22 protein-coding genes are annotated in these 20302 nt (G+C 73.3%); 9 read left to right on the plus strand and 13 right to left on the minus strand.

Annotated features, from left to right (window positions below; translation table 11 throughout):
• Positions 1 to 54 precede the first annotated feature (54 nt).
• Entirely contained in the window at positions 55 to 465 is a 411-nt protein-coding gene (locus AC1DYZ_RS16090) for a hypothetical protein (RefSeq protein WP_477066153.1), read from the minus strand.
• Between the two features lie 72 nt (positions 466 to 537).
• On the opposite strand from AC1DYZ_RS16090, the gene AC1DYZ_RS16095 reads away from it, so the two are divergent.
• Complete coding sequence (locus AC1DYZ_RS16095; protein ID WP_477066154.1) at positions 538 to 1116, plus strand: TetR/AcrR family transcriptional regulator; 579 nt, start codon at positions 538 to 540, stop codon at positions 1114 to 1116.
• 32 nt (positions 1117 to 1148) lie between these two features.
• Entirely contained in the window at positions 1149 to 2267 is a 1119-nt protein-coding gene (locus AC1DYZ_RS16100) for a winged helix DNA-binding domain-containing protein (protein ID WP_477066155.1), read from the plus strand.
• 19 nt (positions 2268 to 2286) lie between these two features.
• Here the strand turns inward: AC1DYZ_RS16100 and AC1DYZ_RS16105 are convergent, their stop codons facing one another.
• Entirely contained in the window at positions 2287 to 3042 is a 756-nt protein-coding gene (locus tag AC1DYZ_RS16105; RefSeq protein ID WP_477066156.1) for an MBL fold metallo-hydrolase, read from the minus strand.
• Positions 3043 to 3112: 70 nt separating this feature from the next.
• On the opposite strand from AC1DYZ_RS16105, the gene AC1DYZ_RS16110 reads away from it, so the two are divergent.
• Positions 3113 to 4063 (plus strand): GlxA family transcriptional regulator, encoded by a 951-nt coding sequence (locus AC1DYZ_RS16110; protein ID WP_477066157.1) that lies wholly within the window; start codon positions 3113 to 3115, stop codon positions 4061 to 4063.
• Between the two features lie 73 nt (positions 4064 to 4136).
• Positions 4137 to 5069, plus strand: a complete 933-nt coding sequence (locus AC1DYZ_RS16115; RefSeq protein WP_477066158.1) for a DMT family transporter — start codon at positions 4137 to 4139, stop codon at positions 5067 to 5069.
• Between the two features lie 54 nt (positions 5070 to 5123).
• On the opposite strand, the gene AC1DYZ_RS16120 is transcribed toward AC1DYZ_RS16115, so the two are convergent.
• From AC1DYZ_RS16120 to AC1DYZ_RS16135, 4 genes are read right to left on the minus strand one after another with little or no spacing between them, the layout of a single operon-like run.
• Positions 5124 to 6809 (minus strand): ribonuclease J, encoded by a 1686-nt coding sequence (locus AC1DYZ_RS16120; RefSeq protein ID WP_456825291.1) that lies wholly within the window; start codon positions 6807 to 6809, stop codon positions 5124 to 5126.
• Positions 6810 to 6835: 26 nt separating this feature from the next.
• A complete protein-coding gene (gene dapA / locus AC1DYZ_RS16125) occupies positions 6836 to 7753 on the minus strand; it encodes a 4-hydroxy-tetrahydrodipicolinate synthase (RefSeq protein ID WP_477066159.1) in 918 nt (305 codons plus the stop codon).
• A gap of 60 nt (positions 7754 to 7813) precedes the next feature.
• Positions 7814 to 8314, minus strand: coding sequence for a dihydrofolate reductase (locus AC1DYZ_RS16130; RefSeq protein WP_477066160.1), 501 nt, complete (start codon positions 8312 to 8314; stop codon positions 7814 to 7816).
• Positions 8311 to 9120 (minus strand): thymidylate synthase, encoded by an 810-nt coding sequence (locus AC1DYZ_RS16135; protein WP_477066161.1) that lies wholly within the window; start codon positions 9118 to 9120, stop codon positions 8311 to 8313. The genes AC1DYZ_RS16130 and AC1DYZ_RS16135 overlap by 4 nt, the downstream gene beginning before the upstream one ends.
• 85 nt (positions 9121 to 9205) lie before the next feature.
• On the opposite strand from AC1DYZ_RS16135, the gene AC1DYZ_RS16140 reads away from it, so the two are divergent.
• The 5 genes from AC1DYZ_RS16140 (at position 9206) to AC1DYZ_RS16160 (ending at position 12949) form a co-directional block, all read left to right on the plus strand.
• The gene (locus AC1DYZ_RS16140) at positions 9206 to 10678 is read left to right on the plus strand and encodes an NAD-dependent succinate-semialdehyde dehydrogenase (RefSeq protein WP_477066162.1); all 1473 of its coding nucleotides are present in this window, start codon (positions 9206 to 9208) and stop codon (positions 10676 to 10678) included.
• A gap of 29 nt (positions 10679 to 10707) precedes the next feature.
• On the plus strand, positions 10708 to 11394 hold the full coding sequence (locus AC1DYZ_RS16145) for an AzlC family ABC transporter permease (protein ID WP_477066163.1): 687 nt from the start codon (positions 10708 to 10710) through the stop codon (positions 11392 to 11394).
• Entirely contained in the window at positions 11391 to 11711 is a 321-nt protein-coding gene (locus AC1DYZ_RS16150) for an AzlD domain-containing protein (RefSeq protein WP_477066164.1), read from the plus strand. Before AC1DYZ_RS16145 ends, AC1DYZ_RS16150 begins: the two co-directional genes overlap by 4 nt.
• A gap of 96 nt (positions 11712 to 11807) precedes the next feature.
• Positions 11808 to 12383 (plus strand): TIGR00645 family protein, encoded by a 576-nt coding sequence (locus AC1DYZ_RS16155; protein ID WP_477066165.1) that lies wholly within the window; start codon positions 11808 to 11810, stop codon positions 12381 to 12383.
• Positions 12383 to 12949, plus strand: coding sequence for an N-acetyltransferase family protein (locus AC1DYZ_RS16160; RefSeq protein WP_477066166.1), 567 nt, complete (start codon positions 12383 to 12385; stop codon positions 12947 to 12949). The genes AC1DYZ_RS16155 and AC1DYZ_RS16160 overlap by 1 nt, the downstream gene beginning before the upstream one ends.
• 4 nt (positions 12950 to 12953) lie before the next feature.
• Here the strand turns inward: AC1DYZ_RS16160 and AC1DYZ_RS16165 are convergent, their stop codons facing one another.
• The 7 genes from AC1DYZ_RS16165 to AC1DYZ_RS16195 all read right to left on the minus strand — a co-directional run bounded on the left by AC1DYZ_RS16165 (position 12954) and on the right by AC1DYZ_RS16195 (position 20287).
• Complete coding sequence (locus tag AC1DYZ_RS16165; RefSeq protein ID WP_477066210.1) at positions 12954 to 13418, minus strand: hypothetical protein; 465 nt, start codon at positions 13416 to 13418, stop codon at positions 12954 to 12956.
• 2 nt (positions 13419 to 13420) lie between these two features.
• Positions 13421 to 14176 carry a 4-hydroxy-tetrahydrodipicolinate reductase gene (dapB, locus tag AC1DYZ_RS16170; protein ID WP_477066167.1) on the minus strand — a complete coding sequence of 252 codons (756 nt, stop codon included), beginning with the start codon at positions 14174 to 14176 and terminating at the stop codon, positions 13421 to 13423.
• A gap of 17 nt (positions 14177 to 14193) precedes the next feature.
• On the minus strand, positions 14194 to 15021 hold the full coding sequence (locus tag AC1DYZ_RS16175; protein ID WP_477066168.1) for a hypothetical protein: 828 nt from the start codon (positions 15019 to 15021) through the stop codon (positions 14194 to 14196).
• A 38-nt stretch (positions 15022 to 15059) separates the two neighbouring features.
• Positions 15060 to 16406, minus strand: a complete 1347-nt coding sequence (locus AC1DYZ_RS16180; protein WP_477066169.1) for a M16 family metallopeptidase — start codon at positions 16404 to 16406, stop codon at positions 15060 to 15062.
• Positions 16407 to 16408: 2 nt separating this feature from the next.
• Positions 16409 to 18640, minus strand: a complete 2232-nt coding sequence (locus AC1DYZ_RS16185) for a polyribonucleotide nucleotidyltransferase (RefSeq protein ID WP_477066170.1) — start codon at positions 18638 to 18640, stop codon at positions 16409 to 16411.
• A gap of 226 nt (positions 18641 to 18866) precedes the next feature.
• Positions 18867 to 19136 (minus strand): 30S ribosomal protein S15, encoded by a 270-nt coding sequence (gene rpsO, locus AC1DYZ_RS16190; RefSeq protein ID WP_370504829.1) that lies wholly within the window; start codon positions 19134 to 19136, stop codon positions 18867 to 18869.
• A 92-nt stretch (positions 19137 to 19228) separates the two neighbouring features.
• Positions 19229 to 20287 (minus strand): bifunctional riboflavin kinase/FAD synthetase, encoded by a 1059-nt coding sequence (locus AC1DYZ_RS16195; RefSeq protein WP_477066171.1) that lies wholly within the window; start codon positions 20285 to 20287, stop codon positions 19229 to 19231.
• Positions 20288 to 20302: the final 15 nt, after the last annotated feature.

Raw genomic sequence — 20302 nt, forward strand, 5'->3', positions numbered from 1 at the left:
GTAGTCGGGGGCGACCCGGACACGGGCGTGCCCGGGTGCGTGTCGGCCGCGCGTTCACCCGAGCAGCAGGCCCACGCCCAGCGTGACCACCCCGGCGGCGAGCAGCACGGCCCCCACGCCGAGCAGCGCGACGGCCCGGTTCGGCCGCTCACGCCCCCGCCCCATGGCGGAGAAGAAGAAGCCGGCGGACATGACGATCGCCGCGAGCAGCACCCCGGTCTGCGCGAGCCAGCGCCAGAACCCGGTGAGCGACGTCGCCTCCCCCAGCAGCAGGCAGACGAGCCCGAGCGTGACCAGCACGCCGGCGTGCGCGTGGCCGGCGCGGTAGAAGGCCTTCTGGAAGTCGGTCGCCTGGTCCTTGCCGGTGGCGACCCGCAGCAGGAACGCGCCCCCGGACTCGATCGCGACCACCGTGAGGGCCACCACCCCGGCGGTGGCCCGGGCGGCGTCGGTCAGCTCGATCATGGCTCCTCCTCGTTTACGAACACTGTTATAGAACGCTGTTCGCAAACGTCCGTCAACCCCTAGACTCGCCCGATGGCCCGTCCCCGCGTCCACGACGACGCCCTGCGCGCCCGCCTGCTCGAGCAGGCGTCGGCCCTCGTCGCGACCGGCGGCGCGGCTGCGCTGACCGTCCGCGACCTCGCCGCCCGCGCCGGCACGTCGGCATCCGCCGTCTACTCCTTGTTCGGCAGCCGCGACGACCTCGTGCGCGCCGTGGGCGACGAGGCCTTCGCCCGGTTCGCCGCGCGCCTCGCTGCGGTGCCCCGGACTCCCGACCCCGCCGCCGACCTGCTGGGCCTGGGCCTCGCCTACCGGCAGCACGCGCTGGACGACCCGCACTTCTACCGCGTGATGTTCGGTGCGCGCGGCGCCGGCCTCCAGGACGGGACGCGCGGCACGGCCACGGCCAGCGCGACGTTCGGCGTGCTGCGCGACGCCGTCGCGCGCGTGCTCGGCGTCGACGACGCCACTGCGCAGGAGCCCGCGCTCGGGCTGTGGGCGCTGGTCCATGGCCTGGTCGAGCTGGAGCTCGACGGCCTGCTGCCCGGTGGGACCGACGAGCGGTACGCCCGCGTGCTGCGGGCGGCCGGTCCGGCGATCCTCGGCAGCTGACCATTGTCGGTGGCCCGTGCCACGGTGGTGGCATGTCGGTGACCCGCGAGCAGGTGCTCCGCTACCGCGTGAACGCCCAGCAGCTGGACCGGCCCGTCGCGGCCGGTCGCTCCCCCGACGACGCCGCGATCCTCGACCTCGGCGTCCAGGACACCGGCCCCGACGGCGCGCTGTGGGCGCTCGCGCTGCGGGGCGTCCCCGTCCGGGCGCACGACTGGCCGCGCGAGCTCGCGCTCGCCTGGACGCTCCGCGCCGCCCCGCACGCGTACCGGCGCGCGGACCTCACGGCGGTCGAGAGGGCCGTGCGCCCCTGGTCCGAGGCCGATGCCGCGTCGCGCGTGCTGAACGCCGCAGGCTCGCTGCGGGCGGCGGACATCCCGGTGGTCGAGGCACTGGCTGCCACCGCGCGCGCGATGCGGGGGGTCGTCGACCACCCGATGGACAAGGGCACGGTGTCCACCCGGATGACCGCCGAGATGACCGAGCCGTACCTGCGCTGGTGCGAGGGCTGCGGCGCCACGCACATGTACGAGATGCCGTTCCGCCTCGCCGCCCTGCACGCCGGCCTCGAGCTCGAGCCCGACACCTCTCCCCCGGTGCTGCGACGGATCCCGCGCTGGCCCGCCGGCCAGGTCGGCGTGCTGGACCGCCCGTCGACCCAGGACGACGGCCCGCTCGATCCGCTGCGCGGCCTCCTGCACCTGCTCGGGCCGCTCACGCACAAGCAAGCGGCGGCGTACGTCGACTCGCCCTTGCGGGACGTCAAGGAGCGGTGGCCCGACGACGCGGTCGAGGTCGACCTCGACGGTCACCCCGCCTGGCTCCTGGGCGCGGACCGCGCGGCGCTCGAGAACCCGCCGGACGAGCCGGTCGTCCGGCTGCTCGGACCGTACGACCTGTACCTGCAGGGCCGCGAGCGCGAGCTCCTGGTGCCCGACAAGGCCCGTCACAAGGCGCTCTGGCAGAGCATCGGGCGGCCGGGCGCGGTCCTGGCTGACGGCGAGATCGTCGGCACGTGGCGACCGCGCGCCAAGGGCACCACGCTCGCGCTCGAGCTCGACGAGTGGGTGCCGTGGTCGGCGCGGACCAAGGGCGCGGTCGGCGTCGAGCACGAGCGGCTGGCCGAGTTCCGCGGGCTGACGCCGGCCTGAGGCGCTCGACTGCCAAAGTTCAGAGCTCGGTCGGGACCCCGCGCTCCAGCACGACCAGCCGGTCGCGCCGGCCTGCGGCCTCGAAGCGCGCCTCCACCGCGGCCAGCGGCTCGACGAAGTGCGCCCAGTCGCTGTGGTGCACCGGGACGATCCGCGCGCCGGGCAGCAGGTCCACCGCGGCGCTCGCCCGGGCGGCGTCGAGGGTGAGCGGCTCGTCGCCGAACCGGCCGACGTCCGCCCCGCCGACGAACAGGACCGCGAGCTCGATCCCCGGGACGCGGCGGGCGATCGCGTCGACGACGTCGAGCGACGCGTTGTCGCCCGACACATACAGGGTCGGCCACCCGTCGGCGTCGAGGACGAAGCCGGTGACGACCCCGGTCACCGGCTCAGCGCCCTCGGGCCCGTGCCGCGCCGGCACCGCGGTCACCGTCACCGGGCCGACGGTCACCTGCTCCCACGGCTCGAGTCCCCGCACGCCGTCCACGCGAGCCGCGGCGTCCGGGGTGGACAGGACCGTCGGCACCGAGGCGAGCAGGGCGCGCCCCGCCGTGTCCAGGTTGTCGGCGTGCTGGTCGTGCGAGAGCAGGACGACGTCGACCGGGCCCAGCTGCCCGGGCGTGACCGCCGGTCCCACCAGCTTGTGCAGCGTGGTCCCGGCGCCCGTGTGCTCGCCGGGCGGGTCGAACGTCGGGTCGGTGAGGAACGCGAGCCCCGCGTACGTGAGGTGCAGCGTCGGTCCGCCGACGAAGGTCGCGGTGATCGGGGAGGTCATGCCTCCAGCGTCGCCGTGCCCGCGCGGGCAGACCAGTGGCCCGCAGGACGAGGTTCGCTAGGATCGGGCCATGCACGAGGTCGCCGTCGTCGCCTTCCCCGGGATCAGCCCGTTCCACCTGGCCGTGCCGTCCACGGTCTTCGCCGCCCGCTCGCGCAGCGCGCCGACCCCGCGCTACCGCGTCACGGTCTGCGCGGAGACCCCCGGCCCGATCAGCACGGACGCGGGCTACGACCTCGTCGTCGCGCGCGGCCTCGACGCCCTGGCCGAGGCGCAGACCGTCGTGATCCCCAGCTGGCACACCGACCTCGAGCCGTCGGGCGCCCTGCTCGCGGCGGTCCGCGGCGCCCACGCCCGCGGGGCGCGCGTCGTCGGGCTCTGCCTGGGCTCGTTCGTCGTCGCCGCGGCCGGGCTGGTCGACGGCCGGGAGGTGGCGACCCACTGGTCCGCGGCTCCGGAGCTGGCGCGGCGGCACCCGTCCGCCACGGTGCGGTCGGACGTCCTGTGGTGCGACCTGGGCGACGTCGTCACCTCCGCCGGCGTCGCGGCCGCGCTCGACTGCTGCCTGCACGTCGTGCGCACCGACCACGGCGCCGCGTTCGCCGCCGACGTGGCGCGCACCCTCGTGCTCGCCCCGCACCGCGACGGCAGCCAGGCCCAGTACATCCCCGCGCCCGTCGCTCCCGGACCGTCCGCCGACCCCGTCGAGGTCGCCATGGGCTGGGCCGCCKCCCGCCTCGACGAGCCGTTCGACCTCGACGCCTGGGCGGCGAGCGTGCACCAGTCGCGGCGGACGTTCACCCGTCACTTCCGCGCGCGCACCGGCGCGAGCCCGGCGCAGTGGCTCCTGCGCCAGCGCCTGGTGCGAGCCCGGGTGCTGCTGGAGTCCTCCGACGCACCCGTCGAGCAGGTGGCCACCGCCGCCGGGTTCGGCTCGTCGGCGGCGCTGCGCCAGCACTTCGCGCGCGAGTTCCGCACGAGCCCGCGCCAGCACCGGGCGACGTTCCGCACGTCGCCGTGAGTGTCGGCGGGTCGTCCTACGGTGGGCCCATGGTTCTCGTGGCGACGGCGTCGCTCCCCCGCCTGGATCTCGCATGAGCCGCCGCGGCTGGTTCCTCCTGGTCGCGGTCGGCGTGATCTGGGGCATCCCGTACCTGCTCATCAAGGTCGCCGTCGGGGAGGTCACCCCGGCGACCGTCGTCTTCGTCCGCACGGCCCTGGGTGCGCTGCTCCTGCTGCCGTTCGCCGTCCGCGGCGGGGGCCTGCGCGTGCTGCGCGGGCACTGGCGCGCCGTCCTCGGGTTCGCGACGCTCGAGATCGTCCTGCCGTGGATCCTGCTGTCCAACGCCGAGCGGACGCTCTCCAGCTCGACCACCGGGCTGCTGGTCGCCACGGTCCCCATCGCGGCGGTCGTCCTCGGCCGGTTCGTCGACCACCGTCCCGTCGCCCTCGTGCGCTGGATCGGCCTGCTGGTCGGCCTCGGCGGCGTGGCGCTGCTGCTCGGTCCGGGTGCCGCCGGCGGCGACCCGTGGGCCGTCGCACAGGTGCTGCTCGCGGCGCTGGGCTACGCGACGGCGCCGATCATCGCGGACCGCTGGCTGCGGGACGTCCCGGCGATCCCGCTGACCGCGACGTGCCTCGCGATCACGGCGCTGGTGTACGCCCCGTTCGTGCTGGCCACGGGCCCGCAGCCCTGGCCGCCGCTGGACGCCGTGCTCGCGCTGGTCGGGCTCGGCGCCCTGTGCACCGCGCTCGCGTTCGTCCTGTTCTTCCGCCTGATCGTCGAGGTCGGCGCCGCCCGGTCCACGCTCGTCGCGTACCTCAACCCCGTCGTGGCGGTGGCGCTCGGCGCCCTCGTGCTCGACGAGGCGATCACGATCACGGTGCTCGCCGCGACGGCCCTGATCCTGCTCGGGTCGGCGGCCGCCTCCCGCCGTCCGCGCGACGACACACCCGTGCCGCCAGGGCCACCGGGCCACGCAACGGTCGAGCAGGCACTCGCCAACGACGGCGTCACCCCGGCCTGACGGCGACGGCCCCGCCCTGGAACGGGACGGGGCCGCGCGGCGCGAGCGGCTCGGTCAGGCTTCGACGACCACCGGGATGATCATCGGGCGGCGCCGCAGGCGGTTGGAGACCCACCGGCCGACCACCCGACGCATCACCTGCTGCAGCACGTGGGCGTCGGAGTTCCCGTTCCGCGCCGACTCCTCGAGGGCCGCGGTGAGCTCCGGGAGGATGTCGTCGAACACGGCGTCCTGCTCCGCGAACCCGCGGGCGTGGATCTGCGGACCGGCGAGCACCTTGCCGTCGGCGGAGCTGACCACGGCGAAGATCGAGATGAAGCCCTCGTCGCCGAGGATCCGGCGGTCCTTGAGCTCGACCTCGGTGATCTCGCCGACGCTCGAGCCGTCGACGTAGACGTAGCCGCAGGGCACGGCGCCGACGATGCTCGCCCGGCCGTTGACCAGGTCGACCACGACGCCGTCCTCGGCGAGCACGACCCGGTCCGCCGGCACACCGGTCTGCACGGCCAGCGCGGCGTTGGCCACCAGGTGCCGGATCTCGCCGTGCACCGGCATGACGTTGCGCGGCTTGAGGATGTTGTAGCAGTACAGGAGCTCGCCGGCGCTGGCGTGGCCGGAGACGTGCACCTTGGCGTTGCCCGAGTGCACGACGCGCGCGCCGAGGCGGGTCAGGCCGTTGATCACGCGGAAGACGGCGTTCTCGTTCCCCGGGATCAGCGACGACGCCATGATGACCGTGTCGCCGGGGCCGACGGAGACCTTGTGGTCGTTGTTGGCGATCCGGGACAGCGCGGCCATGGGCTCGCCCTGCGAGCCGGTGCACATGAGCACGATCTCGTCGTCGCGCAGCGAGTCGACCTGCTTGAGGTCGATGAGCACGCCCTCGGGCACCTTGAGGTAGCCGAGGTCGGACGCGATGCCCATGTTGCGGACCATGGACCGGCCGACCAGCGCGACCTTGCGGTCGTGCGCGTACGCCGCGTCGAGCACCTGCTGCACGCGGTGCACGTGGGAGGCGAACGACGCCACGATGATGCGCTTGGTGGAGTCGGCGAAGACCTGGTCGAGCACCGGGCCGATGCCGCGCTCCTGCGCCACGAACCCGGGCACCTCGGCGTTGGTGGAGTCGACCATGAACAGATCGACGCCCTCCTCGCCCAGGCGGGCGAACGCGCGCAGGTCGGTGATGCGGCCGTCGAGCGGCAGCTGGTCCATCTTGAAGTCGCCGGTGTGGAGCACGGTGCCGGCCGGGGTCCGGACGGCGACGGCGAGGGCGTCGGGAATCGAGTGGTTCACCGCGACGAACTCGCAGTCGAACGCGCCGAACGAGACGCGCTGGCCCTCGCGGACCTCACGCGTGGTCGGCTGGATCCGGTGCTCCTTGAGCTTGGCCTCGATGAACGCGAGCGTGAGCTTCGAGCCGACCAGCGGGATGTTCTTGCGCAGGCGCAGCAGGTACGGCACGGCGCCGATGTGGTCCTCGTGGCCGTGCGTGAGGACGATCGCCTCGATGTCGTCGAGCCGGTCCTTGATGTACTCGAAGTCGGGCAGGATCAGGTCGACGCCGGGCTGGTGGTCCTCGGGAAACAGGACGCCGCAGTCGATGACGAGCAGGCGGCCGGCGTACTCGAGGACGGCCATGTTGCGGCCGACCTCTCCGAGACCACCCAGTGCGACGACGCGCAGGGCGCCGGCGGCGAGGGCCGGCGGCAGGGTGAGCTCGGGGTGCGGGTGACTCATGGGGCTCCTGGTGGGATCACGTGCGGTCAGCCGACGGCGAGATCGAGCAGCCCGGCGGCCCGCAGGCCGTCGCGGATCAGCGCGAGCTCGTCGTCGGACGCGGGGACGAGCGGGAGACGCACCGAGCGCTCGGGCAGCACGCCCAGCACCTGGAGCGCGGCCTTCGCGGCGACGGCCTGGAAGCCGGCGCCGTTGAGTGCATCGATCGCGGGGATGATCGATCGGAAGATGGTGAGCGCGGTGTCGTGGTCGCCGGCGTCGAACGCGCGGCCGATGGCCGCCAGCTGGTCGCCGGCGACGTGACCGGACACGCTGACGATCCCGACGCCGCCGAGGGCGAGGAGCGCGAGGAACGCGCTGTCGTCGCCGGAGTACCACGCCAGGCCCGAGCGGACGATGGCCTTGGCGGCGGCGTAGAGGTCGCCGCTGGCGTCCTTCATGGCGACGATGCGGTCGTGGCCCGCGAGGGCCTCGATGGTGTCGGCGGAGAACCGGACGCCCGTGCGGCCCGGGACGTCGTAGAGCATGACCGGCAGCGCGGTGGCGTCGGCGACGGACTCGACGTGCCGGCGGACACCCTCCTGCGAGGGCCGCGAGTAGTAGGGGCTGACCACGAGCAGGCCGTGCGCGCCAGCCTCGGCCGCCTGCTCGGCCATCCGCACGGCGTGCGCGGTGTCGTTGGACCCCGCGCCGGCGATGACCCAGGCGCGCTCGCCGACGGCCTCGACGACGGCCTGCACGAGCTCGGCCTTCTCCGGGGCGTGCGTCGTGGACGCCTCGCCCGTCGTCCCGTTGAGCACGAGCCCGTCGTTGCCGTGGTCGACCAGGTGCCGGGCGAGCTGCACGGCGGCGCTGATGTCGACCGCTCCGTCGGCCGTCAGCGGCGTCACCATCGCGGTGAGCACGGTCCCGAACGGGCGGGCGGACGTGGAGGTGCGCGGCATGGTGCCACGGTACCGCCCCGGGGCGGCTCGCCGTCCGGAGCGTCCCGCCACCGAACGAGCTCAGGCACGCAGGTAGGTCTCGAACCGGTACCGCGTCCCGCCGGCGGTCGAGACCTGCCAGCTCTGGTCCCGGTCGACCCCGCTGCGCCGCCAGGTGCCGGGGTCGAGCGCCGGAGCGCGCGTGCCGCCGCCGACGTCGAGCGACACGACGGTCATCTCGACGCGGTCGGCCAGCGGCAGGAACGCCTCGTAGACCTGACCGCCCCCGATCACCCACGCGTGGCGGTCCCCGACGAGCCGGAGCGCCTCGTCGATCCCGTGCGCGACCAGCGCCCCGGCCGCCTCGAGCTCCGGTGTGCGCGTGAGCACGATGTTGTCGCGGCCGGGCAGCGGGCGGAACCGCGGCGGGAGGGACGCCCACGTCGCGCGGCCCATGATCACGGGATGACCGCGGGTGAGCTCCCGGAAGTGCGCCATGTCCTCGGGGATGTGCCACGGCAGCGTGCCGTCGCGCCCGATCACCCCCGTCGGCGTCTGGGCCCAGATGAGCGCCAGGCTCACACGGCCACCGGGGCCTTGATGGCCGGGTGGTAGGTGTAGTCGACGACCTCGACGTCGTCGAACGTGTAGTCGAAGAGCGAGGCCGCCTGGTGCAGCACCAGCGTCGGCGCCGGGTACGGCGTGCGGGTCAGCTGCTCGCGCACCTGCTCGACGTGGTTGTCGTAGATGTGGCAGTCACCGCCGGTCCACACGAAGTCGCCGACCTCGAGGCCCACCTGCTGGGCGACCATGTGCGTGAGCAGCGCGTACGACGCGATGTTGAACGGCACGCCGAGGAACAGGTCCGCCGACCGCTGGTACAGCTGGCAGCTGAGCCGGCCGTCGGCCACGTAGAACTGGAAGAAGGCGTGGCACGGGGCCAGGGCCATCGACGGGATGTCGGCCACGTTCCAGGCCGAGACGATGTGTCGACGGGAGTCGGGGTCCCGGCGCAGGTTCGCCAGCAGCTCCGTGATCTGGTCGATGTGCCCGCCGTCGGGCGTCGGCCAGCTGCGCCACTGGACGCCGTACACCGGGCCGAGCTCGCCGTCGGGGCTCGCCCACTCGTCCCAGATGGTCACGTTGTTCTCGTGCAGGTAGGCGATGTTGGACTCGCCGCGCAGGAACCAGAGCAGCTCGTGGACGATCGAGCGCAGGTGTACCCGCTTCGTCGTGACCAGCGKGAAGCCGGCCGACAGGTCGAACCGCATCTGATGGCCGAACACGCTGCGGGTGCCGGTCCCGGTGCGGTCCGCCTTCGGCGTCCCGGTCTCGAGGACCAGCCGCAGGAGGTCCTCGTACGGGGATGGCACTGGCGCGTCCGTCATGGTCGCCATCGTAGGTCGAGGGTCGACCCGGCAGCGGGCACGTCCGTCCGTGCGTCGGCGCTCGCCGCGAGACATACTGCCGGGTATGACGCCGCCGTCGCTGCCCCCCACCGTCGCCGCTCACGTGCCCACGGGAGTGCTCATCGACGGGGCGTGGCGCCCCGCGAGCACCGGCCGCACGTTCGAGGTCGCCGATCCCGCGACCACCGAGACGCTCTTCGACGTCGCGGACGGCGGCGAGCAGGACGCTCTCGACGCGCTGACCGCGGCGCACGACTCCTTCCCGCAGTGGCGCGCGACCGCTCCCCGCGTCCGCGCCGAGCTGCTGCGGGCCGTCTACGAGACGCTGACGGCGCGCACCGAGGACATTGCCGCCCTGGTCACGGCCGAGGGCGGCAAGCCGCTGGCCGAGTCCCGTGCCGAGGTCGCCTACGGCGCCGACTACGTCCGCTGGTACTCCGAGCAGGCCGTGCGCTTCGAGGGCCTCGCCCGCCGCGCGCCCTCCGGGACCAACCACCAGCTGGTGCTGCGCCGCCCGGTCGGCCCCGCCCTGCTGATCACGCCGTGGAACTTCCCGATCGCGATGATCGCCCGCAAGGTGGCCCCGGCGCTCGCGGCCGGCTGCACCGTGGTCATCAAGCCCGCGCAGCTCACCCCGCTGACCACGGCGTACGTCGCGGAGATCATCCGCGAGGAGCTCGAGGGCCGCGGGCTGCCCACCGGAGTGATCAACGTGGTCCCGTCGGCGTCGGCGCGCGCCATCTCCGGCCCGCTCCTGGCCGACCCGCGGCTGCGCAAGCTGTCGTTCACCGGCTCGACCGAGGTGGGCGCGGCGCTGCTCAAGGCGTCGGCGGACAACATCCTGCGCACCTCGATGGAGCTCGGCGGCAACGCCCCGTTCCTCGTCTTCGAAGACGCCGACATCCCCGCGGCCGTGCAGGGCGCGGTGCAGGCCAAGATGCGCAACGCGGGGCAGACCTGCGTCGCCGCCAACCGCTTCCTGGTGCACGCATCGGTCGCCGAGGAGTTCACCGCGGGGTTGACCGCGGCGTTCGACAAGCTCGTCGTCGGGCACGGCGCCGACGAGGGCACCACCGTCGGACCCCTGATCGAGGCGTCGGCGGTCGACCGCGTCGAGGAGGTCGTGGCGGAGGCCGTCGACGCCGGCGCGCGGGTCCGCATCGGCGGAGACCGACCCGACCGCCCGGGCTACTTCTACGCACCGACCGTGCTCGACCGCGTGTCCGCGGACCTGCGCGTGATCACCGAGGAGACGTTCGGCCCGGTCGCCCCCGTGGTGACGTTCGGCTCGGAGGACGAGGGCGTCGCGCTGGCCAACTCCACGCCGTTCGGCCTGGTCGCCTACGCGTACACCCGCGACATCGCGCGGGCGCTGCGCCTGGCGGAGTCCGTCGACACCGGGATGCTCGGCATCAACCGCGGGCTGGTGTCGGACGCGAGCGCGCCGTTCGGCGGCGTGAAGTCGTCGGGACTCGGGCGCGAGGGCGGCGAGGCCGGCATCGAGGAGTATCTCGACAGCGTGTACGTGGCGATCTGACGTACGACCCCTGTGCCACAGTTGCCCGCGTGACGCAGGACGCCGAGGGACGGGCCGCCATCCGGCAGGCCGTCTCCGTCTCGCTGGCCACCGGGCTCTACGGCATCTCGTTCGGCGCGCTCGCCGTCGCCGCGGGGCTCTCGGTGCCGCAGGCGATGGCGCTGAGCCTGCTCATGTTCTCGGGCGGCTCGCAGTTCGCGTTCATCGGCGTCGTCGGTGCCGCCGGCCTGGCGGGCGCGGCGATCGCCACCGCCGGTCTGCTCGGCGTGCGCAACGGCCTCTACGGTCCGCAGGTCGCGCCGCTGATCGACGCCCATGGCTGGCGCCGCCCGCTTGCCGCGCACCTGACCATCGACGAGTCGACCGCGGTCGCGACCGTCCACAAGGCGCCGCACGCCGCCAAGCTCGGCTTCTGGTGGACCGGCGTCGGCGTCTTCGTGCTCTGGAACTCGTTCACGCTCGCGGGCGCGCTCGTCGGCGACCGCCTGGGCGACCCGCGCAAGTACGGGCTCGACGCCGCCGCCGCGGCCGCGTTCCTCGCCCTGGTGTGGCCCCGGATCACCGGGCCCGGCACCGGTCTGGCGCGCCTCGTCGCGGGCGGCGCGGTCGTGGTCGCCCTGGCGCTCACGCCGGTCACCCCCGCCGGGATCCCCGTGCTGCTCGCCGGCGGCGTGGCCATCGTGGTGGGGTTCGTCGCGAAAGAGCCCGCGGTATGAGCAGCGCCGTCACCTGGGTCGCGCTGCTCGTCGCCAGCGCCGTGTGCTTCGCGCTCAAGCTGGCGGGCCACCTGGTGCCCAAGCACTGGCTCGCGGAGCCGCGGGTCGCCCGGACCGCCGCGCTCGTCACGGTCGCGCTGCTGTCGGCGCTGGTCGCGGTCCAGGCCGCCACGCGCGGCAACGAGATCGTGCTCGACGCACGGCTCCCAGCGCTCGTCGTGGCCGCCGTCGCGCTGGTCCTGCGCGCGCCGTTCGTCGTCGTCGTCCTCCTCGCCGCGGTCACCGCGGCCGTGCTGCGGGCGCTCGGCATGCCGTAGCGGGCACCATTCGCCGCCCTCGACCGTTGGGGGTCCGAACGCCCTGCCTCGTGGCGCGCACTCGCGCCCGGCACCCGTCACCACCCGGAGGACCCCATGGCCGCTCCCGTCCGCAGCAACCGTCTCGGCTCGCTGATCTTCTTCTCCCGCTGGCTCCAGGTGCCCCTGTACCTGGGCCTGATCGTCGCGCAGGCGATCTACGTCTGGCAGTTCATGCTCGAGCTCTGGCACATCGCCGAGGAGGTCTTCCTGCACGGGGGGCTGTCCGAGGAGGCGATCATGCTCGGCGTCCTCGGCCTGGTGGACGTCGTGATGATCGCGAACCTGCTGATCATGGTGATCGTCGGCGGCTACGAGACGTTCGTGTCTCGCATCAAGCTCGACGGCCACCCCGACCAACCCGAGTGGCTCTCGCACGTGAACGCCAACGTGCTCAAGACCAAGCTGGCCATGTCGATCATCGGCATCTCGTCCATCCACCTGCTGCGCAGCTTCATCGAGGCCCGCACGATCATCGACTCCAGCGGCACCGACGTACTGCTGTGGCAGACCGTCATCCACCTCGCGTTCATCGTCTCTGCCGTGGCGCTAGCGTGGATCGACAAGATGTCGGTCAAGCACCCGCCCAAGGCCGTGGCGCCCGCGACCACCCCCGAACTCGTCGAGGTCTGATGCCCCTGTTCACCGACAACGCGGACGTCTCCGTCCGCCCCGCCGTCCGCGGCGACGAGCACGCCATCGCGCGCGTGCAGGTCGAGGCGTGGCGCCTCTCGCACGCCGAGGTCCTCGGCGACGGGGCTCTCGACCTGCTCGACGAGCAGGCGATCGAGGCACAGTGGGCCGCGGCCGTCGTCGCCCCGCCCGGTGCCGGCTTCCGCGTGCTCGTCGCGTGCGACGGCCCGACCGTGGTCGGCGTGGTGTCCGTGGCGCCCGTCCCGGCCCCCGAGGACCGGCCGTTCGACGCGCCCGGCGGGGCGATCCTCGCGCTCGAGGTCGAGCCGGCCCGCCAGCGGGTCGGCCACGGCTCGCGGCTGCTCGCGGCCGCCGTCGACACGCTGCGCGAGGACGGCGCCGACCAGGTCCACACGTGGGTCCTGGACGGCGACGCTGCGCGCGCGCAGTTCCTCGCGTCGGCGGGTCTGGGCCCCGACGACGTCGCCCGGGAGCTGATCTCGGGGCGGATGCCCGACGGGTCGACGCGCACGGTGACGGAGCACCGCTGGTCGGCGTCGATCTGACGCCCTACGAGCGATGCAGGCGGCTCGCCTTGCGCAGGGACTCGCGGGCGCGCCGACGGTCCCCCGCCGCGTCGTAGGCGAACGCCAGGTGGTACCAGGACCGCCAGTCGTCGGGCTCCGCCTCGGCCAGCTCGCGAGCCGGCTCGAAGGCCGCCCGGGCCGCCGCCCGGTCGATGCGACCACCGGGTGAGCGGGGCAGGTCGTCGACGGGCAGCTCGTCCGCCGCGGCCAGCTCGTCGGCCATCCGCTGCACGTCCACGGCCAGCCGCCACTCGCGCGCGACCAGCCAGATCACCAGCGGCGGCAGGATCCAGAAGGCGACGCCCAGCGCGATGCCGACGGGCTCCCCCGTGCGGATCAGGGCGGTGGCCCGGGTGGCCACGACCCAGACGTAGAGGACCAGCAGGCCGGTGAGCGCGAGCGCCCCCGCCAGCGAGGTCCAGCGGGCGCGGCTGGACGAGGTCGCCACGCTCACGCCAGGTCGAGCAGGTGCTCGAGCCCGACCGTGAGGCCGGGACGCGCCCCCACCTGGCGCACGGCCAGCAGCACGCCGGGCATGAAGCTCACCCGGTCGAACGAGTCGTGCCGGATGGTGAGCTGCTCGCCGGCGTTGCCCAGCAGGATCTCCTCGTGCGCGACGAGCCCGCGCAACCGCACGGAGTGCACGCGGACACCGTCGACGTCCGCCCCCCGGGCGCCGTCGAGCGCCTGCGTCGTCGCGTCGGGAGCAGGTCCGAGCCCGGCTGCTGCCCGGGCCGCCGCGATGGCCGACGCGGTGTGCCGCGCGGTGCCGGAGGGCGCGTCGACCTTGTCGGGGTGGTGCAGCTCGATCACCTCGACGGACTCGAACCAGCGGGCGGCGCGCGCGGCGAACGCCATGGCCAGCACGGCGCCGAGCGCGAAGTTGGGGGCCACGACGACGCCGACGCCCGGCCGGTCCGCGAGGTGGTCGCGCACGCGCGCCAGGGACTCGTCGGTCCAGCCCGTGGTGCCGACGACCAGGTGGACGCCGCCGTCGACCAGCGCGTGCACGTTGCCCTCGGTGGCCGACGGGACGGTGAAGTCGACCGCGACCTGGGCGCCCGCGTCGACGACCGCCCGCAGGTCGGCGTCGGCATCGAGCGCGGCGACAAGCTCCAGATCGGGGGCTGCCTCGACGGCGGCCACGACGGTCGATCCCATGCGGCCCGCCGCACCCAGCACTGCCACCCTGATGCGCTCGCTCACGACCAGCAACCCTAACGTCAGGCCGGGACCCCGAGCGCCGCCGCGATGCCGGTCTCCAGCCGGCGCAGCTCCACGTGGCCCAGCCCGGTGAAGCGCTCGACCTCCCGCGGCGGGTACCCGGCCCGCAGGTACCACTGCAGGACCGCGAGCGCATCGCTCGGACGGACCGGACCCGGCCCGACCGCGTCGCGCACGAACGCCGAGAACCGGACGGCGGCCAGGAACGCCTCGGGCGTGATCCCGACGGTCTGCGCGACCTCCCGGTACAGCACGCCGATCGCCAGGTCCGCCTGCCGCGCCAGGTCCGATGCCCGCACCAGCCCGCGCTGGTCGATCACGCTGCGCAGCACCGGCGCGAGGGCCTCGAGCGTCGATCCGACGATGACCGGGGCAGCCCGGACCGCCAGCGCCGAGCCGAGGGTGACGGCCGCGTCCGCGTCCCGGCCCTCCCCCAGCGCCGCCGCGCACTCCTGCTCGACGTGCGCACCGAGGAACGTCGCGAGCTCGATCGGGTCGTAGGACGGCGCGCGCACGCCCATCCGCGCCAGCGCCACCGGGTCGAGCTGTGCCCCGAGCCGGACCGAGGGACCCCGCTGCTCACGGACGAACGCCCGCTCCGCTAGCCCCCGGACGCCGCTGCCGTCGGGCGTGCGCGCGAGGCTCAGGGGGTCGACGTGCTCGCCGGGGGTCCCCACCGCGACGGTCACCAGCCCGTGCCCGTCGGGCAGGAGCACCTCGCGCTCGACGACGCCCTCGGGCACATGCACCACCCAGAGGTGCTCGACGATCCCGAGCGCGCTCGGCGGGGGTGCGTAGCGCCGGTAGACGACCTGGTCGAGGGCCATGCCCCATCATCGCGCGCGGCGGGCGCGCGTGGGGGCGGTCAGTCGCCGAACGGTCCGACGCGGACGACCGAGCGCGGGCGTGACGCCAGCTCGGCGGCCAGGTCCTGCACGTCCTGCACGGTCACGGCGCGGATGAGGTCCAGCGACTCGTCGATGCTCAGCAGCGAGCCGTGCACCAGCTCGGACTTGCCCAGGCGGCTCATGCGCGACCCGGAGTCCTCCATGCCGAGCACCAGCCCGCCGGCCAGCTGGCCCATGGACCGCCGGAGCTCGGCCTGCGTGATCGGCGCGTCGGCCATGCGCTCCCACTCGGCGACCATGAGCGCGACGACCTCGTCGACCTTGCCGGGCGTGCAGCCCGCGTAGAGCCCGAAGACGCCGGTGTCGGCGTGCCCGGACGCGAAGGAGTAGGTCGAGTACGCGAGGCCACGGCGCTCGCGGATCTCCTGGAACAGGCGCGACGACATGCCGCCGCCGAGGACCGCGTTGAGCACCGAGAGCGTGAACCGCTTCGGGTCGGTCGCGGTCAACGAGGTGCCGCCGATGATGACGTTCGCCTGCTCGGTGTGCCGGCGGATGGTCAGCTCGACACCCTTCGCCGGGATGCCGCCCTCGCCCGCCTGCACCGCGACGTCGGTCGGGATCCGGCGGCTGCGCGGCTCCGCGCCGGCGTCCAGCGGCCAGCCGCCCGTGGTGAGCGCCTCGCTCACCTGCGCGCAGAGCACGTCGTGGTCGACGCCGCCGGCGGCCGTGACGACGAGCGTCGACGGCCGGTAGTGCTCGCGGTAGTGCTCCCAGACGGCGTCGCGCGGGACGGCGCGGATGGTGTCGGGGGTGCCGCCGATCGGCCGACCGAGCGCGTGGGCGCCCAGCACCGCGGCGGCGAACTGCTCGTGGACGACGTCGCTCGGGTCGTCGTCGTTCATCGCGAGCTCTTCGAGGATCACGCCGCGCTCGGTCTCGAGCTCGTCGGTGTCCAGGCGCGCGGAGGTGACCATGTCCGCGATGACGTCGACCGCCATCGGGAGGTCCGTGTCGAGCACGCGCGCGTAGTAGCAGGTGTGCTCCTTGCCGGTGGCGGCGTTGGCCTCTCCACCGACGGCGTCGAACGCCTCCGCGATATCCATCGCGGTGCGGCGCGCGGTGCCCTTGAACAGCAGGTGCTCGAGGAAGTGCGTCGAGCCGTGGTGGCCGTCGGACTCGTCACGCGAGCCGACCCCGACCCAGGCGCCCACGGTCGCCGAGCGCAGGCCCGGCATGTGCTCCGTAAGCACGCGGACCCCGCCGGGCAGGACGGAACGACGCACGATGGCGTCGCCGTCCTGCCCGACGGACTGCTCGGCCCCGGGCTGACCCGGGCGGACGAGCGGGAGGTCCAGCGGCATCGTCAGGCGTCGACCGGCTCGGAGGCGTCCTCGGCCGGGGCATCGGCCTGCTCGCCCTCGATGACCGCGTGCAGCGACAGCTTGCCGCGCGGGTCGATCTCACCGATCTCGACCTGGACCTTCTGGCCCACGGCAAGGACGTCCTCGACGTTCTCGACGCGACGACCACCGACGAGCTTGCGGATCTGCGAGATGTGCAGCAGACCGTCCTTGCCCGGCGAGAGCGAGATGAACGCGCCGAACGTCGTGGTCTTGACGACCGTGCCGACGAAGCGCTCCCCGATCTCGGGCATGTGCGGGTTGGCGATCGCGTTGATCGCCGCACGCGCGGCCTCCGCCGACGGACCGTCGGTGGCGCCGATGTAGACCGTGCCGTCGTCCTCGATCGAGATGTCGGCGCCGGTCTCCTCCTGGATCTGGTTGATCATCTTGCCCTTCGGCCCGATGACCTCGCCGATCTTGTCGACCGGGACCTTCACCGTGATGACGCGAGGAGCGAACGGGCTCATCTCGTCGGGCACGTCGATCGCCTCGGCGATCACGTCGAGGATCGCCAGGCGAGCCTCCTTGGCCTGCGTCAGCGCGCCGGCCAGGACCGAGGCGGGGATGCCCTCGAGCTTGGTGTCGAGCTGGATGGCCGTGACGAACTCACGGGTGCCGGCGACCTTGAAGTCCATGTCACCGAACGCGTCCTCGGCGCCGAGGATGTCGGTCAGCGCCGCGTAGCGGGTCTCACCGTCGACGGTGTCGGACACGAGGCCCATCGCGATGCCGGCGACCGGCGCGCGCAGCGGCACACCGGCGTTGAGCAGCGACAGGGTCGACGCGCAGACCGAGCCCATGGACGTCGAGCCGTTGGAGCTCAGCGCCTCGGAGACCTGGCGGATGGCGTACGGGAACTCCTCGCGGCTGGGCAGGACCGGCATGAGCGCGCGCTCGGCGAGCGCCCCGTGGCCGATCTCGCGACGCTTCGGCGAACCGACACGACCCGTCTCGCCCGTGGAGTAGGGCGGGAAGTTGTAGTTGTGCATGTAGCGCTTGCGCGTCTCCGGGGAGAGCGTGTCGAGCTGCTGCTCCATGCGCAGCATGTTCAGCGTGGTGACACCCAGGATCTGGGTCTCGCCGCGCTCGAAGATCGCCGAGCCGTGCACGCGGGGCAGGACCTCGACCTCGGCCGAGAGCGTGCGGATGTCCCGCAGGCCACGGCCGTCGATGCGGAAGCCGTCCGTGAGGATGCGCTGGCGGATGAGCTTCTTCTGCACCGAGCGGTACGCGGCGGAGAGCTCCTTCTCGCGACCCTCGAACTGCTCGGAGAGCTGCGCGACGACCTCGGCCTTGATCTCGTCGAGGCGGTTCTCGCGGGTCTGCTTGTCCGCGATCCCCAGCGCGTCGCTCAGCGACTGCGTCGAGGCGGACTCGACGGCGGCGTAGGCGTCGTCCTGGTAGTCGGGGAACGTCGGGAACGCCTGGGTCTCCTTGGCGGCCTTCGACGCCAGCTCCTGCTGGGCCTGGACGAGCACCTTGATGAACGGCTTGGCCGCCTCGATGCCCTGGGACACGATCTCCTCCGTGGGGGCGGTGCCACCCTCGAACTTGATGAGGTTCCAGGACTTCTCGGGCGCCTCGGCCTCGATCATGGCGATCGCGACGTCATCACCCACGACGCGGCCGGCCACGACCATGTCGAACGTGGCGCGCTCGCGCTCGGAGTACCGCGGGAACGCGACCCACTGGTTGTCGATGAGCGCGATGCGCACACCGGCGACGGGGCCGGAGAACGGCAGGCCCGACAGCTGCGTCGAGATGGACGCCGCGTTGATGGCCAGCGTGTCGTAGGAGTCGTCCGGGTGGATCGACAGCACGGTGATGACGACCTGGACCTCGTTGCGCAGGCCCTTGACGAACAGGGGGCGCAGCGGGCGGTCGATCAGGCGGCACGCGAGGATGGCCTCGGTGGACGGGCGACCCTCACGGCGGAAGAACGAGCCGGGGATCTTGCCGGCCGCGTACGACCGCTCCTCGACGTCGATCGTCAGGGGGAAGAAGTCGAACTGCTCCTTCGGGTGCTTGCCGGCCGTCGTGGCGGCGAGCAGCGTCGTCTCGCCGTCGAGGTAGGCGACAGCGGCACCGGCGGCCTGCTTGGCGATGCGGCCGGTCTCGAAGCGGACGGTGCGGGTGCCGAAGCGACCGTTGTCGATCAGTGCCTCAGCGAACTGGATCTCGGGACCCTCCACGGGTGCCCTCCTCTTTGGTGAAGGCGCCGGCCGTCCGCGAGCGATCTTCGATCGAGGCCACCGGACCTCTCCTCGCGGAGCTTCCGGAAGCCACTACCGAGGACCGGACCGAGCGGACCGACGCGGTGTGGTGGTGCTGTTCGTGCTCTGTGGTGCGGGTGGTGCGATGTGGCCGTGACGCCACACCAGCCCGGACCCTTGAGCGGGTCCGGGCTGGTGTCAGGCGTTATCGGCGCAGACCGAGCTTCTCGATCAGGGCGCGGTAGCGGTTGATGTCGATCTTCTGGAGGTAACCCAGCAGGCGACGACGCTTGCCGACGAGAAGCAGCAGACCGCGGCGGCTGTGGTGGTCGTGCTTGTGCGTCTTGAGGTGCTCCGTGAGGTCCTTGATGCGCTGCGTGAGCATCGCGATCTGGACCTCGGGGGAACCGGTGTCACCCTCGTGGGTGGCGTGTTCGGTCATGATGGACTGCTTGACGGCACTTTCGAGCGGCACGGTTCTCCAGGTTGTCTCGTTGCGCGGTGCTCCGGGGCTTGTCCACCCGGGCTCTCTCGCTCCGCGGCCGTTCAGACGGCGCACACAGACTATCAGGCTGCGGGACCGCTCCCCGCACCGGGCCGTGTGACCTCGGCCCCGTCCAGGATCTGTCGTACCCGGTCGACGTCCTCGTGCATCCGCACCAGCAGCTCGTCGACGGAGTCGAACCGCAGCGTCGGACGCAGCCGCTCGACCAGCTCGAGCACGACCTCCTGGTCGTAGAGGTCGAGGTCCGTGCGATCGAGCACGTAGGCCTCGACCCGGCGCTGGACGCCGTCGAAGGTCGGGTTGGTGCCGATGGACACGGCCGCCGGCAGGACGCGGTCGGGATCGGTGGCCTCGACCGGCGTGCCGTCCGCCTGGCGCACCCGGCGCAGCCACCCCGCGTAGACGCCGTCGGCGGGAACCATGCCCTGCGACTCCTGGCCGAGGTTCGCCGTCGGGAAGCCCAGGTCGCGGCCGCGCGCGTCCCCGTGCACCACGACGCCCCGCACGCGGTGCGGCCGGCCGAGCACGCGCGCGGCCTGCACCACGTCCCCGGCATCGAGCAGCTCGCGCACCCACGTCGACGACCAGCGCCGGCGCAGCGGGTCCGCCGCGCGGTCCTCCGCACTGCCCGGGTCCGCGGCGGCCGCGGGCGCCACGTCCTCGATCACCTCGACGTCGAAGCCGTGCTCGCGGCCGAGCTCGACCATCGTCGAGAGGTCGCCGGAGTTGTTGACGCCGAACCGCACGTCACGGCCGACCACGACGGTCCGCGCGTGCAGCACGTCCACCAGGTACCGCTGGACGAACTCCGCGGGCGTCTGCCGCGCGAACTCGAGCGTGTACTCGAGCAGGAGCACGGCGTCGAGGCCGGTCTGCTCCAGCAGCTCGAGCCGGTCGGCGTCGCCCGTGAGCAGCGGCGGCGCGGTGTCGGGCCGGTGCACCTGCTGCGGGTGCGGGCTGAACGTCACCGCGACCGCCTGCGCGCCCGCCGTCCGGGCGTCGGCGCACATGCGCTGCAGCACGCCGACGTGGCCGCGGTGGACCCCGTCGAAGTTGCCGATCGTCACCACCGACGGACCGAAGTCCGCGGGCACGTCGGACAGCTCCCTCCAGACCTGCACACCTGCTCCTCGTCG

The organism is Cellulomonas sp. P1_C4 (assembly GCF_056406355.1).